This window comes from Paraconexibacter algicola, assembly GCF_003044185.1.
GTDB lineage: Bacteria > Actinomycetota > Thermoleophilia > Solirubrobacterales > Solirubrobacteraceae > Paraconexibacter > Paraconexibacter algicola.
In genome coordinates, this window is record NZ_PYYB01000006.1 from 38,452 (window position 1) to 54,028 (window position 15,577).

General features: G+C 73.3%; 19 protein-coding genes. 17 read left to right on the plus strand and 2 right to left on the minus strand.

Going from position 1 to position 15,577, the window contains the following annotated elements:
- Positions 1-14 precede the first annotated feature (14 nt).
- Together C7Y72_RS22225 and C7Y72_RS22230 are read right to left on the minus strand one after the other, a co-directional pair.
- On the minus strand, positions 15-764 hold the full coding sequence (locus C7Y72_RS22225; protein ID WP_158277005.1) for a class I SAM-dependent methyltransferase: 750 nt from the start codon (positions 762-764) through the stop codon (positions 15-17).
- A gap of 4 nt (positions 765-768) precedes the next feature.
- Positions 769-1,665: a queuosine salvage family protein gene (locus C7Y72_RS22230; protein WP_107571407.1), complete on the minus strand. Its 897-nt coding sequence runs from the start codon at positions 1,663-1,665 to the stop codon at positions 769-771.
- Between the two features lie 53 nt (positions 1,666-1,718).
- Between C7Y72_RS22230 and C7Y72_RS22235 the strand changes: the two genes are divergently transcribed.
- The 17 genes from C7Y72_RS22235 to ilvN all read left to right on the plus strand — a co-directional run bounded on the left by C7Y72_RS22235 (position 1,719) and on the right by ilvN (position 15,509).
- Complete coding sequence (locus C7Y72_RS22235; protein ID WP_107571408.1) at positions 1,719-3,971, plus strand: ATP-dependent helicase; 2,253 nt, start codon at positions 1,719-1,721, stop codon at positions 3,969-3,971.
- A 33-nt stretch (positions 3,972-4,004) separates the two neighbouring features.
- Entirely contained in the window at positions 4,005-4,961 is a 957-nt protein-coding gene (locus C7Y72_RS22240; protein WP_107571409.1) for an SDR family NAD(P)-dependent oxidoreductase, read from the plus strand.
- On the plus strand, positions 4,961-5,395 hold the full coding sequence (locus tag C7Y72_RS22245) for an SRPBCC family protein (RefSeq protein ID WP_107571410.1): 435 nt from the start codon (positions 4,961-4,963) through the stop codon (positions 5,393-5,395). The genes C7Y72_RS22240 and C7Y72_RS22245 overlap by 1 nt, the downstream gene beginning before the upstream one ends.
- Before the next feature lie 39 nt (positions 5,396-5,434).
- Complete coding sequence (gene folD, locus C7Y72_RS22250) at positions 5,435-6,295, plus strand: bifunctional methylenetetrahydrofolate dehydrogenase/methenyltetrahydrofolate cyclohydrolase FolD (protein ID WP_107571411.1); 861 nt, start codon at positions 5,435-5,437, stop codon at positions 6,293-6,295.
- Entirely contained in the window at positions 6,295-6,822 is a 528-nt protein-coding gene (locus C7Y72_RS22255; RefSeq protein ID WP_107571412.1) for a hypothetical protein, read from the plus strand. Before folD ends, C7Y72_RS22255 begins: the two co-directional genes overlap by 1 nt.
- Positions 6,823-6,911: 89 nt before the next feature.
- Complete coding sequence (locus tag C7Y72_RS22260) at positions 6,912-7,232, plus strand: hypothetical protein (RefSeq protein ID WP_107571413.1); 321 nt, start codon at positions 6,912-6,914, stop codon at positions 7,230-7,232.
- Positions 7,233-7,271: 39 nt separating this feature from the next.
- Positions 7,272-7,556 carry an Asp-tRNA(Asn)/Glu-tRNA(Gln) amidotransferase subunit GatC gene (gene gatC, locus C7Y72_RS22265; protein WP_107571414.1) on the plus strand — a complete coding sequence of 95 codons (285 nt, stop codon included), beginning with the start codon at positions 7,272-7,274 and terminating at the stop codon, positions 7,554-7,556.
- Positions 7,553-8,986 (plus strand): Asp-tRNA(Asn)/Glu-tRNA(Gln) amidotransferase subunit GatA, encoded by a 1,434-nt coding sequence (gene gatA, locus C7Y72_RS22270; RefSeq protein ID WP_107571415.1) that lies wholly within the window; start codon positions 7,553-7,555, stop codon positions 8,984-8,986. The genes gatC and gatA overlap by 4 nt, the downstream gene beginning before the upstream one ends.
- Entirely contained in the window at positions 8,983-10,410 is a 1,428-nt protein-coding gene (gene gatB / locus C7Y72_RS22275) for an Asp-tRNA(Asn)/Glu-tRNA(Gln) amidotransferase subunit GatB (protein ID WP_107571416.1), read from the plus strand. Before gatA ends, gatB begins: the two co-directional genes overlap by 4 nt.
- An 89-nt stretch (positions 10,411-10,499) precedes the next feature.
- Positions 10,500-11,294: a phosphotransferase gene (locus C7Y72_RS22280; protein WP_284690363.1), complete on the plus strand. Its 795-nt coding sequence runs from the start codon at positions 10,500-10,502 to the stop codon at positions 11,292-11,294.
- Positions 11,295-11,397: 103 nt separating this feature from the next.
- The gene (locus tag C7Y72_RS22950) at positions 11,398-11,622 is read left to right on the plus strand and encodes a hypothetical protein (protein ID WP_146175498.1); all 225 of its coding nucleotides are present in this window, start codon (positions 11,398-11,400) and stop codon (positions 11,620-11,622) included.
- Positions 11,619-12,275: a hypothetical protein gene (locus C7Y72_RS22285; protein WP_146175499.1), complete on the plus strand. Its 657-nt coding sequence runs from the start codon at positions 11,619-11,621 to the stop codon at positions 12,273-12,275. The genes C7Y72_RS22950 and C7Y72_RS22285 overlap by 4 nt, the downstream gene beginning before the upstream one ends.
- A 98-nt stretch (positions 12,276-12,373) precedes the next feature.
- Positions 12,374-12,547 (plus strand): hypothetical protein, encoded by a 174-nt coding sequence (locus C7Y72_RS23650; protein WP_158277006.1) that lies wholly within the window; start codon positions 12,374-12,376, stop codon positions 12,545-12,547.
- Positions 12,548-12,676: 129 nt separating this feature from the next.
- On the plus strand, positions 12,677-12,847 hold the full coding sequence (locus C7Y72_RS23655; protein WP_154732333.1) for a hypothetical protein: 171 nt from the start codon (positions 12,677-12,679) through the stop codon (positions 12,845-12,847).
- Positions 12,848-12,860: 13 nt separating this feature from the next.
- A complete protein-coding gene (locus tag C7Y72_RS22290; protein ID WP_107571418.1) occupies positions 12,861-13,139 on the plus strand; it encodes a hypothetical protein in 279 nt (92 codons plus the stop codon).
- A 129-nt stretch (positions 13,140-13,268) separates the two neighbouring features.
- Positions 13,269-14,945 (plus strand): biosynthetic-type acetolactate synthase large subunit, encoded by a 1,677-nt coding sequence (ilvB, locus tag C7Y72_RS22295; protein WP_107571419.1) that lies wholly within the window; start codon positions 13,269-13,271, stop codon positions 14,943-14,945.
- 69 nt (positions 14,946-15,014) lie between these two features.
- Positions 15,015-15,509, plus strand: a complete 495-nt coding sequence (gene ilvN / locus C7Y72_RS22300) for an acetolactate synthase small subunit (RefSeq protein WP_146175503.1) — start codon at positions 15,015-15,017, stop codon at positions 15,507-15,509.
- Positions 15,510-15,577: the final 68 nt, after the last annotated feature.

Consider the following 15,577-nt stretch of genomic DNA (forward strand, 5'->3'; position numbering starts at 1 on the left):
CTAGGCGGTCCCTCCTAGCGCCGCCGCGTCGCCCACAGGTGGGCGCGCTGCGGCTCGACGAACGTCCCGACGCGCGCATCCTTCAGGTCGGCGCGCACGTCGTCCAGCAGCGCGCGCCGCACGTTCTCCGGCAGCAGCCCGACGTAGGAGATCGACCGCAGGTTCGCCAGCATCCCCTCGGCGTCGCTGGTCTTGTCGAAGTCGACGGTCGTGTGCTGCAGCGCGGTGAAGCCCCCGTGACGGTCGAACGCCCCGCGGCCCTGGTCCCCGACGAAGCCCGGATGGTCGCCGCGCAGCCGGTCCATGCGCGCCCAGAGCCGCCGCCACCACTCCGGGGCGTCCGGCCACTCGGCCGCCCGCCACACCAGGACGCAGCGGCCGTCCGGACGCAGCACGCGGTGGATCTCCGCCACGGCCGCCGGGCCGTCGAACCAGTGGAAGGCGTCGGCGACCACGACCGCGTCGACGGTCGCGTCGGGCAGCGGGATCGCCTCGGCGGTCCCGTCGAGGGTCCGGCGCTCCCCGATCCGTCGCGCGAGGCGCGAGCGCATCGCGGGCATCGGCTCGACCGCCACCACGTCGTGCCCCGCGTCCTGGAGGGCGCCCGCGAGCAGGCCGGTGCCGGCGGCGAGGTCCAGGACCCGGGAGCCGGGGGCGAGCCCGAGCGCGTCGAGCACCACGGGCGGGAACCCGGCCCGGCCGCGCTCGTAGGCCTCGGCGGCGTCCTCGCCGAACCCGTCGACGTTGCGGTGCAGGTGGGCCACGGGGTCAGTAGTACACGCTGCGGCAGCGGTGGCGCGGATGGGCCTTGTACTCCGGCGCCTGCCCGCGCTGCCACAGCCACGTGTCGAGGGTCCGCTCCGGCACCCCGGTGCGGCGGCTCAGCAGCACGCACGCGTGCAGCGCGCAGGCGCGGATCTCCCGCTCCCAGCGACCGGACGGCAGCAGCCTCCCGGCGTCGATCCACTCCGCCAGGCCGGGCGCGTAGACGAGCACGCCGTCGCGGCGCAGCACGTGGGGCACGAGGTTGTCGGCGAAGATCGTCAGCCGGTCGAGGTCGGCGAAGCCCGCCACCCCGGCGAGCGCGAGGTCGTTCGGCACGATCTGGGCGCGCTTGGCGAAGCCCGGGTCGGCGAACAGCGTCATGCCGGTCGCCAGCGTCCGCGCCAGGCGCTCCGCCGAGCCGCGCGCGTCCGCGACGACCGCCAGGACGTCCCGGTCGCCGAGGAAGCGCCCGAGCTCGCGCAGCGCCTGCGCGTAGAGCGACAGCAGCTCGTGGTCGGCGCGCTGGCCGAGGATCGCGGCGAGCTCGTCGGTGCGCATCGCCCGCAGCTGCGCGTTGGTCCAGGCGCCGTGCGCGCGGTGGTGATCGGCGAGGTTCCACGCGACCGTGAAGTAGCCGCTGACCGCTCGGCCGGTGGCGTCGGTGCGCTTGGCGAGCGTCGGGAACCAGCCGGACCCGAAGTTGATCGCGTCGAGGGTCAGCAGGTAGCGGGCGATCTCCTCGGGCGGACCGTCGAGGTGGTGGCGCTCGGGGTCGAGCGTCGGCTCGGCGACGTCCTCGGCGGCGGCGAACCGCTCGAGCGCCCCGAGGTCGATGCGCACCGCCTCCGCGTCGCGGGCGATGCGGGCGCACGCGGCGCGGATCTCGTCGCAGAACGACACGCGCCGGAGCCTAGCCGCCCGGTGCGCCGGGCCGGTGCCTATCCTCGGAGAGGATGCCCGACGCGCCCCTGCACCCCGACGTCTCCGGCCTGCTCGAGGGCCTGAACCCCGAGCAGCGGGCGGCGGTCGAGCACCCGGGCGGACCGGTGCTGGTGCTCGCCGGCGCGGGCTCGGGCAAGACCCGCGTGCTCACCCACCGGATCGCGTACCTCGTGCGCACCGGGCAGGCGCGCCCGGGGGAGATCCTCGCGATCACGTTCACGAACAAGGCCGCGCAGGAGATGCGCGAGCGCGTCGAGCTGCTGCTGGGCCGCTCGACCCGTGCGATGTGGGTGCTGACGTTCCACTCCGCGTGCGTGCGGATGCTGCGCGCCGAGGCCGACCGGCTCGGGTACACGCGCGGCTTCACGATCTACGACCAGTCCGACACGCGCCGGATGGTCAAGAAGTGCCTCGACGACCTCGACGTCGACACGAAGCGGTTCACGCCCGCCGCGGTCCACCACCAGATCTCCGACGCGAAGAACAAGCTCCGCGACGCGGACGGCTATCGCCAGCTCGTCGGCGGCTACTTCGAGCAGACCGTCGCGGACGTCTACGAGCACTACGAGCGCGAGATGCACCGCATGAACGCGATGGACTTCGACGACCTGCTCGTGCGCGCGGTGAACGTGATGGAGCTGTTCCCGGAGGTCCGGGCGCGCTACACGCAGACCTTCCGGCACGTGCTCGTCGACGAGTACCAGGACACCAACCACGCCCAGTACCGGTGGCTGCAGCTGCTCGCCGGCGGCGAGGACGGCCATCAGCAGCTGATGGCCGTCGGCGATCCCGACCAGTCGATCTACTCGTTCCGCAGCGCGGACATCACGAACATCCTGAACTTCCAGGACGACTTCCCGACCGCGGACGTCATCAAGCTCGAGGAGAACTACCGCTCCACGCAGACGATCCTCGACGCCGCCAACGGCGTGATCGCCTACAACCGCGGCCGCATGGAGAAGACGCTCTTCACGCAGCTCGGGCAGGGCGACCCGATCGCGCTGCGCGAGCTCGACGACGAGCACGCGGAGGCCCGCTACGTCGTCGGCGCGATCGAGCGGCTGATCGACGAGGGGGTCTCCCGGTCGGAGATCGCGGTCTTCTACCGGACCAACGCGATGTCGCGGGTCATCGAGGACACGCTCGTGCGCCGGGACGTCGGCTACCAGGTGATCGGCGGGACGAAGTTCTACGAGCGCGCCGAGGTCAAGGACGCGGTCGCCTACCTGCAGGTGCTCGCCAACCCGCAGGACGTCGTGTCGTTCACGCGGATCGTCAACTCGCCCCGTCGCGGGATCGGCCAGACCTCGCTGTCGCGGGTCATCGCGCACGCGGAGACGCAGGGCATCAGCGTCTGGGAGGCGGCCGAGGACCCGGCCTCCGTGCCCGGTCTCGGCGCTGCGGCGGTGAAGGCGTTCACGCGGTTCATGGACACGATGCAGTCGCTGCGGGCGCGCGCGCAGGACGGCGTCCCGATCGGGGACCTGCTCGACGCGGTCCTGCACGAGTCGGGCTACATCGACTTCCTCGAGGCGGAGCGGACGATCGAGGCGCAGGGCCGCCTGGAGAACCTCGAGCAGATGGTCGAGGTGGGCCGCGAGTTCGACGCGATGGGGGACACCCGCCCGCCCGGCGACACCGACCTCGCCGCGTTCCTGCAGCAGATCTCGCTCGTGGCCGACGCGGACGCGCGCAGCGAGGACGAGTCGCTCGTGACGCTGATGACGCTCCACAACGCGAAGGGGCTCGAGTACCCGATCGTCTTCATCGTCGGCTGCGAGGAGGGCGTCTTCCCGCACTCGCGCTCGCTCGACGAGGGGACCCTCGAGGAGGAGCGCCGGCTCTTCTACGTCGGGATCACCCGGGCGATGCGCGACCTCACGCTCACCTACGCGCGGCGTCGCGCGGTGTTCGGCAGCACGACGTACGGGCTGCCGAGCCGGTTCCTGTCGGAGATCCCGTCGCACCTGCTCGACGAGGACACCCCGCAGCCCTCGTACGGGAGCGGCCTGGGCGGCGGGCAGGCGACCCGGCCCCGCGCGATGTCGTGGGGCTCGGCGGCATCCGGGTCCGCGGCGGCCGAGCGCGACCGGGGCGGCGCGGGCGGCGCCTCGTTCATGACCGGGGACGACGTCGTGCACGCCGCGTTCGGCGAGGGCGTCGTCACCGGCGTGGAGCCGGGCGGGGTCGTCGTGATCCGGTTCGCGGGCGACGGCTCGGAGCGCAAGCTCATGGCCGAGTACGCGCCGATCACGAAGCGGTGATCCCGCCGGGCCTGGCGCCCGGACATCATCTGCATGGTTGCCACCCTGATCGACCGCGCGCTCGACCTCACGGTCCTGCCCGGCTACACCAAGACCGGCTACGCGCTGCGCCAGCGCGACTGGGCCGAGGACCTGCCGGCGCTGACCGGCCGCACGGTCGTCGTGACCGGCGCGACGTCCGGGATCGGTCGCGCGGCCGCGCAGCGGTTCGCGGCGCTCGGCGCGCGCGTCGTCCTGATCGCCCGGTCCCAGGAGCGCGGCGAGCGCGCCGCCGCCGAGATCCGCGCCGCGACCGGCAACAGCGAGGTCGCGGTCGTCGTCGGGGACCTCGCGTCCCTGGAGTCGGTCAAGGCCGCCGCCGCGACGATCGTCGAGCGGGAGGCGGCGGTCGACGTGCTCGTCAACAACGCGGGCGTCCTGCCGCCCGCGCGCGAGCTCAGCGTCGACGGCCACGAGCTGACCTTCGCCACGAACGTCCTCGGCATGGTCGCGCTGACCGAGGGGCTGCTGCCGCGGCTGGTGGCCACCGCGCCGTCGCGGATCATCAACGTCTCCTCGGGCGGCATGTACACCGCCAAGCTCGACGTCGACGACCTCCAGGCCGAGCACGGCGACTTCGACGGCGCCGCCGTCTACGCCCACACCAAGCGCATGCAGGTGATCCTCACCGAGCAGTGGGGGGAGCGCCTGCGGCCCGCGGGCGTGGTCGTCCACAGCATGCACCCCGGCTGGGTCGCGACCCCCGGGGTCGAGACCTCGCTGCCGCGCTTCAACAAGGTCATGGGCCCGCTGCTGCGCGACGCCGACCAGGGGGCCGACACGATCGTCTGGCTCGGCGCCGCCGACGAGCCGCTGCGCACCACCGGGCGCTTCTGGCACGACCGCCGCACGCGCCCCACCCACCGCGTCCCGATGACCCGCGAACGCGAGGAGGACCGGACGAGACTCTGGGACGCCGTCCATCGCCTCGCAGGAACGGAGCCCGTCTGATGGCCCGCTATGTCGCCACCGTCCCGTCCTCCCGTGACGCGGACGCCGCCTTCGCCTACATGGCCGACTTCACCAACGCCCAGGAGTGGGACCCCGGCGTCGTCCGGGGCGAGCGCCTGGACGACGGGCCGATCGGCCTGGGGTCGCGCTTCAAGATCACCGTGAAGTCGCTGCGCGAGTCCTCGCTCGTCTACGAGATCACCGAGTACGACGCGGCCGCCCGCCGGCTCGTGCTCCGGGGCACGAACGCGCTCGTGATCTCGGTCGACGAGATCTCGGTCTCGCCGTCGGCCGACGGCAGCGGCTCGGAGGTCACCTACGACGCCGATCTCGTCTTCCGCGGCCCGCTGCGCCTGCTCGACCCGATCCTCAAGCTGTCCTTCAAGAGCATCGGGGACAAGGCGGCCGCGGGGCTGCGCGAGACGATCGCCTGACCGCGCCCGCGCCGCCGGGTCGCGTACCCTCGGCGCCACATGAGCGCTCGCATCATCGACGGCAAGGCGGTCGCGGCCCGGGTCCGCGCCCAGGTCGCGACGGAGGTCGCGGAGTTCACCGCGCAGCGGGGCGGGACCCCGCCCGGGCTGGCCACGATCCTCGTCGGCGACGACGCGGCGTCCGCCGTGTACGTCGGCGGCAAGCAGAAGGCGTGCGCCGAGGTCGGGATCCGCGGCTTCGACCACCGCCTGCCCGCCGACACCTCCCGCGAGGACCTGCTGGCGCTCGTGGAGCAGCTGAACGCCGACCCGGAGGTCAGTGGCGTGCTGTGCCAGCTGCCGCTCCCGGGCCACCTGGACGGCGTCGAGATCACCAACGCGATCTCCGCCGCGAAGGACGTCGACGGGCTGACGATCGCCTCCGCCGGGCGGCTCGCGCTCGGGATGCCGGGGCTGCGGCCGTGCACCCCGTCGGGCGTGATCGAGCTGCTCGCGGAGGCCGGCACCGAGCTGCAGGGCGCGGAGTGCGTCGTGATCGGCCGGTCGAACCTGTTCGGCAAGCCGATGGCGCAGCTGCTGCTGCAGCACAACGCCACGGTGACGATCTGCCACTCGCGCACGAAGGACCTCGCGGCGACCTGCCGTGGCGCGGACGTCCTGATCGCGGCGGTCGGGGTCGCGCACCTCGTCAAGGGCGACTGGGTCAAGCCGGGCGCCGTGGTCGTCGACGTCGGGATGAACCGCCTGGACGGCAAGCTCACCGGGGACGTGGACTTCGCGGCCGCCTCCGAGGTCGCCTCGGCGATCACGCCGGTGCCCGGCGGGGTGGGCCCGACGACGATCGCGTTCCTGCTGCGCAACACGCTGGAGGCGGCGCGGGCGCAGGCGGGGGTCGCCTGATGCAGCTCAACCGGATCCGGGTCGGCGAGGCGCTGGCGCTGATCGGCGCGGCCGTCGTGGTCGTGTCGCTGTTCCTGGACTGGGTGGAGGTCCCGGAGGCCGTGTTCACCCGGTCGGTCGGCGCTGATGCCTTCGCCGGGGGCGTCGGCGTCGCCGGCTTCGACATCGCCGGCTGGGCGCTGATCGCGCTGCTGCTGCTCGTCGCCGCGCTCGCGCTGACGCTCGTGGTCCTGACCGTGGCGGTCGAGCCGGTCGGCCTGACGATGGCCAGCGCGGTCGCGACCGCGTTCTTCGGGATCCTCGTCTCGGTCCTGACGCTCCTGCGGCTCGCGCTGTTCCAGCCGGACGCCGGACTGGGCGACGAGAACGTCACGTTGCAGCTCGGCGCCTACCTGTCGCTGCTCGGCGTCGTGCTGTGCGCCGCCGGGGGCTGGATCACGATGAAGGACGAGCGCCAGTCCGCGCCCTACAGCGCCGCGCCGGACCTCGAGCCGCGCCCCGCTCCGCCCGCCGACGCGGTGGCGTGAGCCGCGTCGAGCTCGCCGTCCGGCTGCTGGCGGTCCTGCTCGTCGGCCTCTGCGTCCCGGAGTGGATCAGCTAGGACCTCGACCGGGCGGTGCTCCCGCCGACCGGCACGGCGCAGGAGGGCGGCTCCTTCCTGGTCGAGGGCTCCGGCAGCGCCGTCGCGACCGCCGGGCTCGCGATCGTCCCGCTGGGGCTGTTCGTCATCGCCGCGCTCGCCGCCCCGGCCGGCCGGGCGGTCGCGCCGCTCGGGGTGCTGGCGCTGCTCGCGCTCGTGCTGCGGTTCGTCGTCGCCCCGCCCGACCTCGGGCTCGGCCGGGAGGTCGTGCAGCGGGAGCCGCCCCTGGCCGTCGCGCTCGCCGTGCTCGCGGCCGCCACGGGGCTCGCCGCCGTGGCCGCGTCCCGACGCCCCTGACGGCGGGGCCCCGGTCCGCTCACGTACCCTGCGTCACGCATGATCGATCGTGAGCAGGTCCTCCACGTCGCGCGCCTGGCCCGCCTCGAGCTCTCCGAGGACGAGGTGCAGAAGGCCAGCGGCGAGCTGTCCAAGATCCTCGGCCACATCGAGACGCTCAGCGCGCTCGACCTCTCGGCCGTCGAGCCCACCGCGCACGTCGTCGACATCGACAGCGCGCTGCGGCCCGACGTCCCGCACGAGTCGCTGCCGCGCGAGGTCGCCTTCTCCCAGGCGCCCGATGTCGCCGACGACGGCTACCGCGTCCCGAGCCCGCAGGCATGAGCGACATCCTCGATCTCAGCGCGGCGCAGGCGATCGCCGCGATCGACGCGGGCGAGCTCGATCCCGCGGACCTGTTCGAGGCCTACCGCGCCGCCAGCGCCGCCGAGGACCTCGGCGCGCTGAGCTGGGTCGCGGACGCCGCCCCCGCCGACCTCGCCGCCCTGCGCGAGCAGCCGCTGCGCGGCCTGCCGCTCGCCGTCAAGGACCTCTTCTGCACCGAGGGGGTGCCCTCCCAGGCGGGCTCGAAGATCCTCGAGGGCTACCTGCCGCCCTACACCGCGACGGTCGTGCAGCGGCTCCAGGACGCGGGCTCCAGCCTGCTCTCCAAGACCCATCAGGACGAGTTCGCGATGGGCTCCTCCACCGAGAACTGCGCCTTCGGTCCCACCCGCAACCCGTGGGACACCACGCGCGTGCCCGGTGGCTCCTCGGGCGGCAGCTCCGCCGCGGTCGCCGCCGGGCTCGCGCCGTGGGCGCTGGGCACCGACACGGGCGGCTCGATCCGCCAGCCGGCCGCGCTCTGCGGCATCGTCGGCCTGAAGCCCACCTACGGCGCCTGCAGCCGCTTCGGGATGATCGCCTTCGCGTCGTCGCTGGACCAGGCCGGCCCGTTCGCGCGCGACGTCACCGACACCGCGCTGCTCTACGCGCACATGCACGGGCGCGACCCGCGCGACGCGACCTCGGTCGGCCTCCCGGAGGCGACCGTCCTGCCGACCGCCCAGCGCCTGGACGGCATCACGCTCGGGGTCCCCAAGGACGTCGAGCGCGACGGCATCGAGCCCGGTGTCCGTGCCGCGTTCGACGCCGCCCTCCAGACCGCACGGGACCTCGGCGCGGAGATCCGCGAGGTCGAGCTCCCGCACGCCGAGTACGGCATCGCCGCGTACTACGTGCTCGCCCCGGCGGAGGCGTCGAGCAACCTCGCGCGCTTCGACGGCGTCCGCTACGGCCTGCGGACCGAGGCGCCGGACCTCCTGTCGATGTACACCCGGACCCGCCACGACGGCTTCGGCCCCGAGGTCAAGCGGCGCATCCTCATCGGCACCTACGCCCTGTCCAGCGGCTACTACGACGCCTACTACGCGTCGGCGCAGAAGGTCCGCACGCTGATCCGCCGCGACCTCGACGCCGCGTTCGCCGACGTCGACCTCATCGTCACCCCGACGACCCCGGGCGTCGCGTTCCCGCTGGGGTCGAAGACCGACGACCCGCTCTCCATGTACCTGGAGGACTACTTCACCGTGCCGTTCTCGCTCGCCGGCGTCCCGGCGATCTCGATCCCGTGCGGCCTCTCGGAGGGCCTGCCGGTCGGGCTGCAGCTCGCCGGTCCCGCGTTCAGCGAGAACCGCATCCTCGACGCCGCGTTCGCGCTGGAGGGCGCGCTGGGCTTCGACGGCTCCGTCGCGCGGAAGGGAGGCGCGGCATGACCGAGTTCGAGACCGTCATCGGCCTGGAGATCCACGTCCAGCTGAAGACCCGCACGAAGATGTTCTGCTCGTGCCTGCTCGGGTTCGCCGAGGAGCCCAACACGCGTACCTGCCCGACGTGCCTGGGCCTGCCCGGGGCGCTGCCGGTGGCCAACGCGGAGGCGATCCACCTCGGCCTGCTGATCGGCATGGCGCTCGGCTGCGAGCTGGCGCCGCGGTCGATCTTCCACCGCAAGAACTACTTCTATCCCGACTCGCCCAAGGGCTACCAGATCAGCCAGTACGACGAACCGCTCTGCGGCGCGGGCGAGCTCGGCGGCGTGGCGATCCACCGCGTCCACCTCGAGGACGACGCGGCCAAGACGATCCACGGGGGCTCCAGCGGCCGCATCGACGGCTCGACGACGAGCGTCGTCGACTTCAACCGCGCGGGCACGCCGCTGGCCGAGATCGTCACCGAGCCCGACATCCGCTCCGCCGAGCAGGCGGGCGAGTTCCTGCGGCTGCTGCGCACGACCCTGAAGACGATCGGGGTCAGCGACGTCGACATGTCCCAGGGCTCGCTGCGCTGCGACGCGAACATCTCGATCCGCCCCGCCGGGTCGACCGAGCTCGGCACGAAGACCGAGCTGAAGAACATGAACTCGTTCCGGTTCATCGAGCAGGGCATCCGCGCCGAGGTCGCCCGGCAGGTCGGGCTCGTCCGCGCGGGCGAGAAGGTCGAGCAGGAGACCCTGCACTTCGACCCGCAGACCGGCAGCCTCACGTCGATGCGCTCGAAGGAGGAGGCGCACGACTACCGGTACTTCCCCGAGCCCGACCTCACGCCGGTGACGATCACGCCGCAGATGCTCGAGCGCGCGAAGGCCGCGCTCCCGGAGCTGCCCGCGGCGCGCACCGCCCGCTTCGAGGCGCTCGGCCTGCACCCCGACACCGCCAAGCTGCTCGCCTGGCGGCCGGAGCTGGGCGACTACTACGAGCAGGCGGCCGCCGCGGCCACGCAGGCCGACGGCGTCGCGGTCGCGAACCTCGTCGCCAACGAGCTGCTGCAGCGCCTGGAGGCCGACAGCGACCCGGCGGACTCGAAGGTCCCGGCCGACGCCCTCGCGGCGCTCGCCGACCTGGTCGCCGCCCGGGCGGTCACGATCACCGGCGCCAAGAAGGTCCTCGACCAGCTCGTCGCGGAGGGTGGCGATCCGGCGCAGGTCGTCGAGGCGCTCGGCCTCGGCGCGGTCGGCGGGGAGGACGAGCTCGTCCCGGTCGTGCAGGCCGCCCTGGACGCGAACCCCGACATCGCCGAGCGGCTCCGAGGCGGCGACATGAAGCCGATGGGGGTCATCATCGGCTTCGTGATGAAGGAGACGAAGGGCCGCGCCGACGGCAAGGAAGTGACGAGGATCGTCCGCAGCACCCTCGGGCTCTGACCGCGGTCCCGCCCGCCGAGGTCGCGATCGACGAGGCGCTCGTCCGGGGTCTGCTGCGCGCGCAGCACCCCGGGCTCGCCGAGCGTCCGCTGCGCCACGCGGGATCGGGCTGGGACAACGAGCTGTGGCGCCTGGGCGACGACCTCGTCGTGCGGCTGCCGCGCCGCGCCCTGGGCGCGACGCTCGTCGAGCACGAGCAGCGCTGGCTGCCGCAGCTCGCCGATCGCCTCGGCGTGCCCGTGCCGGTCCCGCGTCATCTCGGCGAGCCCGCCCCCGGCTACCCCTGGCGCTGGCACGTCGCCCCGTGGCTGCCCGGCAGCACCGCCGACCGGCGGCCGCTGTCCGCCGCCGGGGCACGGCGGCTCGGGGCGGTCCTCGCGCGCCTGCACGTCGCGGCCCCGCCGGACGCGCCGGCCAACCCGCACCGCGACGGGCACGTCGCCCGGCGGCCCGCGCCGCTGCCGCTCCTCGCCGCGGCCGGCGGTCCCGCGCCGGGGACCGACACCGGGGCGCTCGCGCGGGTCTGGGAGCGCGCCTGCGCCGCACCGCCCGCGCCGGGATGCCACTGGATCCACGGGGACGTGCACGTCCGCAACGTCCTCACCGGCCCCGACGGCGACCTCGCCGCGGTCCTCGACTGGGGGGACCTCTGCGCGGGCGACCCGGCCGTCGACCTCTCCGCCCGGTGGACGACCGTCCCGGCGGCGCACGAGGCCGCGTTCCTGGCGGCCTACGGGCCGGTCGATCCGGCGCTCGAGGACCGGGCGCGCGGCTGGGCGCTGGTGTTCGCGACGATCGTGCACGTCGCGCACCGCGACGACGATCCGGCGTTCGCCGCCGTCGCACGCGCCACCCTCACGCGGCTGGCCGCCGCCCGGGACTGACCCAGGTCCGCGCCGGCCGCCGCGCGGCCTGCCGCCACCGGTGCACGTGGCGCGGGCGCGCCAGGGGCGTGACGCGCCCGGCCGCGGGGCGTACCATCGGGACATGTCACGACTCGTCCGCATGGACCGCACCGGCCACACCACCCTCGCCGAGTGGACCGCGACCGACGAGGCCGCGATCGAGGCGGCCGCGACCGCCTTCCGCGCCGAGCTCGACCGCGGCTACTACGCGATCGTCTCGACCGGGGAGGGGCACGCCGAGCAGGTCCGCGAGCTGCCGATCGACGCCGACCTCGTGATCATGCGCCTGCCGATCTCCGGCGGGTGAGCACCTCCGCGAAGCCCGCCGACGCCGTCCTCCCGGAGACGGCGTCCGTCTCGTGGCGCCCGCGGGTCGACGAGCGACAGCTCCGCCGCCGCGGGCACGGCTGGACGCTCTCGACGCTCGGCTACGTGATCCCGTTCACCGTCACCGGGATCGTGCTGCTGCTCGTCGAGCCGCTCACCGCGCCGGTGGCGCTGATGGCGTTCGCCCAGGGCTGGATCATCCCCGAGCTCTACGCGCAGCGCGGGGCGAACGTCGTGCGGCCCAAGCGGCGCGCGGCCGACGGCCCGGAGCGCACCGCGCTCGGCCTCCTCGGCGACCTCGTCGGGCACGAGGCCCGCGAGCTGCACGCCCGGACCGGCCTCGTGCTCGAGCGTGGGCGTCTCGGCGTCTGGCTGCTGGGGGAGGGCGGGGCGCTCCTGGTCCGCGACCGCGGCCGGCGCGTGCACTGCTACTGCATCCGGGTCAACCACCCGGACCTGCCGTCCGCCGACCGGATCTCGCACCTGCTGCTGGCGCTGCGCGAGGACGAGGCGGGGTTCGCGACCGTCGCCAACCACTCGTTCTCCGGGGCCCGCTGGCGGGTGCGCCGCCGGATCCCGGCGCCGATGCGGCCGGCGCTCGACGCCGCCGGCGCGATCGCCCGCGCGCACTGACGCGGCGACGGCGTTCGACCGCAGGGCGAAGGACACCGCAGGGATTCCCGACCGGCTGCCCATGCCGCTGAGAGCGGGGTCCCGGCACCATGCTGTCCATGACCTCCAGCAGCCACGCCAACGCGATCAGCCGGCTCCAGCTGCTGGCGATCACCGAGCAGCAGGACCGCTCGCCGTACGCGCCGAAGATCCGGCGCTACCGGCTCGCGAAGCTCGCCAGCACCCGGCCGGCCGGTGACACCCGGCAGGGCGCTGACCGACGCGAGCACTGACCGCTCTCTCCTCCTGAGGGTGTTGTGGGCCGACCATGGGCCCGCCGTGACGATGATGGGGATCGGCGTCACGGCGGGCCCCGGCCCGTTCCCGAGAGGCCGGGGGGAGCCGCGTAGTACCCTCGATCCATGTCCGAGTCCCGCAGTTCGCTGAAGCAGCGTGCACTCGCGATCCTCGTCCTCGCGGTCGCTGCCTGGGTCCTCTTCAAGATCGTGATCGGGATCGTCGCGGGCGTCGCCACGATGCTCGCCGTGGTCCTCGCGCTCGTCGCCGTCGTCTGGGCGCTGCGGACCCTCTGACCCGGAGGATCGCGTGGGCGGCAGCATCTACATCTTCCTCGCGGTCGCCTTCGGCATCGCGACCGCGGTGATCGGCCGCACGAAGGGCAGCTCGGTGACGCTGTGGTTCATGATCGGGGCGATCGTGCCCGGGATCGGGCTGCTCGTCGCGATGGCCTACCGCAACGACGGGGAGGAGCCGCGGCGGCCGTGCCCGCGTTGCGGCCGCGAGTGCATGCTGCACGACGCGCTGTGCGTCGGCTGCGGCAACGAGCTCGACTACACGACCGAGGTCTCGGCGGCCACGCGCTGAAGCGCGCCGTGCGGGGCGCGGCGACGCCCAAACCCGTTGGTACACTCGTCGCTCTGAGAGCCGCCCCGGTGCGGCTCTCGTCATCTCATCGAGTCCCGCGAGTCATGTCGGAAGGAGGTTGAGCGCAGCATGCGTGCAGTTGACGCAGTGATGGAGTGCTTGAAGGCAGAGGGCGTCGAGGTCGTATTCGGGCTTCCCGGCGGCGCCAACATCCCGACGTACGACGCCCTGTACGACGCCGGGATCCGCCACGTCCTCGTCCGCCACGAGGCGGGCGGCGGCCACGCGGCCGAGGGCTACGCCAAGGCGACCGGAAGGGTCGGCGTGTCCCTGGGCACCAGCGGCCCGGGCGCGACGAACCTGATCACGCCGATCGTCGACGCGATGATGGACTCGGTCCCCGTCGTCTTCATCACCGGTCAGGTCCGCACCGAGCTGCTCGGCACCGACGGCTTCCAGGAGGCCGACGTCATGGGCATGACCATGCCCGGCGTCAAGCACTCGATCATGATCACCCACCCGACGGAGATCCCGCGGGCGCTGCACGAGGCGTTCTACCTCGCGCGCACCGGCCGCCCGGGCCCCGTCGTCGTGGACATCCCGACCGACCTCTCGCGCGTGGACATCCCGTACGAGCCGGTCACCGACGTGCGCCTGCCGGGCTACCAGCCCAACACCGAGGGCAACACCAAGCAGATCCGGCAGGCCGCCAAGGCGCTCGCCGCCGCGCGCCGTCCCGTGATCTACGCGGGTGGCGGCGTCGTCAACGCGAACGCCAGCGAGGAGCTCCGCGCGCTCGTGCGGGCCGACCGCTTCCCGTGCACCTGCACGCTGATGGGCCTCGGGGCGTTCCCGGCGCCCGACCCGCAGTGGCTCGGCATGCTCGGCATGCACGGGACCCGCGCGGCGAACTACGCGATGGACGAGGCGGACCTCATCTGCTGCGTCGGCGCCCGGTTCGACGACCGGATCACCGGCAAGCTCAGCGAGTTCGCCCCGCGCGCGAAGTTCATCCACATCGACATCGATCCCGCGGAGATCAGCAAGAACATCCCCGCGCACATCCCGATCGTCGGGGACTGCAAGTCGGTCCTGGCGAAGCTCGTCGAGGAGTACCGCGCGCTGGACGCCGACAGCGGCCGGCTGGACGAGTGGAACGGCCGGATCGAGGAGTGGAAGACCCGCTACCCGCTGCGCTACGACGACAGCGAGGGCACGGAGATCAAGCCGCAGCGGCTGATCCAGGCGGTCTACGAGGCCACCGGCGGCGACGCGATCATCACGTCCGACGTCGGCCAGCACCAGATGTGGACGGCCCAGTACTACGACTTCCCGGAGCCGCGGCGCTGGATCAACTCCGGTGGCCTGGGCACGATGGGCTTCGGCCTGCCGGCCGCGATGGGCGCGGCGATCGGGTGCCCGGACAAGACCGTCGTCTGCATCTCCGGTGACGGGTCGATCCAGATGAACGCCCAGGAGCTCGCGACCTGCGCCCAGGAGGGCATCCCGGTCAAGGTCGTGATCTCCAACAACGGCTACCTCGGCATGGTCCGCCAGTGGCAGGAGCTGTTCTGGGACCGCCGCTACTCGCAGGTCGACCTCGGCCAGTTCCCGGACTTCGTGAAGCTCGCGGAGGCCTACGGCTGCCACGGCGTGCGCCTGACCGACAAGACCACGCTCGTCGACGACCTGAAGGCGGCCTTCGCGGTCCCCGGCCCGGTCGTGGTCGACGCGCGCGTCACCGCCGAGGAGAACGTCTACCCGATGATCGCCCCGGGCGCCGCGGCGCGGGACATGGTGGGCTGAGCGATGGGTGAGCCCGGAACCAAGGACCAGCTGCTGAGCCTCGAGGAGCTCGAGGCCAGTGGCGGCCTGATGACGGGGCGCAAGCACGTCCTGTCGATCCTCGTCGAGAACAAGCCCGGCGTCCTGACCCGCATCGCGGGCCTGTTCGCCCGGCGCGGGTTCAACATCGACACGCTGACCGTCGGCCCCACGGACGACGACCAGATCTCGCGCGTGACGCTCACCGTCGACGGGGCGCTGCACCCGATCGACCAGGTCACCAAGCAGCTGCACAAGCTCATCAACGTGCTGAAGATCCGCGACCTCGAGCCGGCCGACACGGTCGCCCGCGAGCTCGCGCTCTTCAAGGTCGCCGCCGACGGCACCGCGCGCGCCGAGGTGCTGCAGATCTGCGAGATCTTCCGCGGCAAGGTCGTGGACGTCGGCAAGCGGTCGATCATCATCGAGATCACCGGCACGACCGACAAGGTCGCGGCGTTCGAGCGGATGGTCCGCCCGTTCGGCCTGATCGAGATGATGCGCACGGGCGAGATCGCCATCGCGCGCGGCCGCCAGGAGACCTAGTCCCGCGGCCCGGTCGGGTCGGGGGCCCGCCCCGACCCGCCTGAACGTGACCGTTCACCAGGCATTCA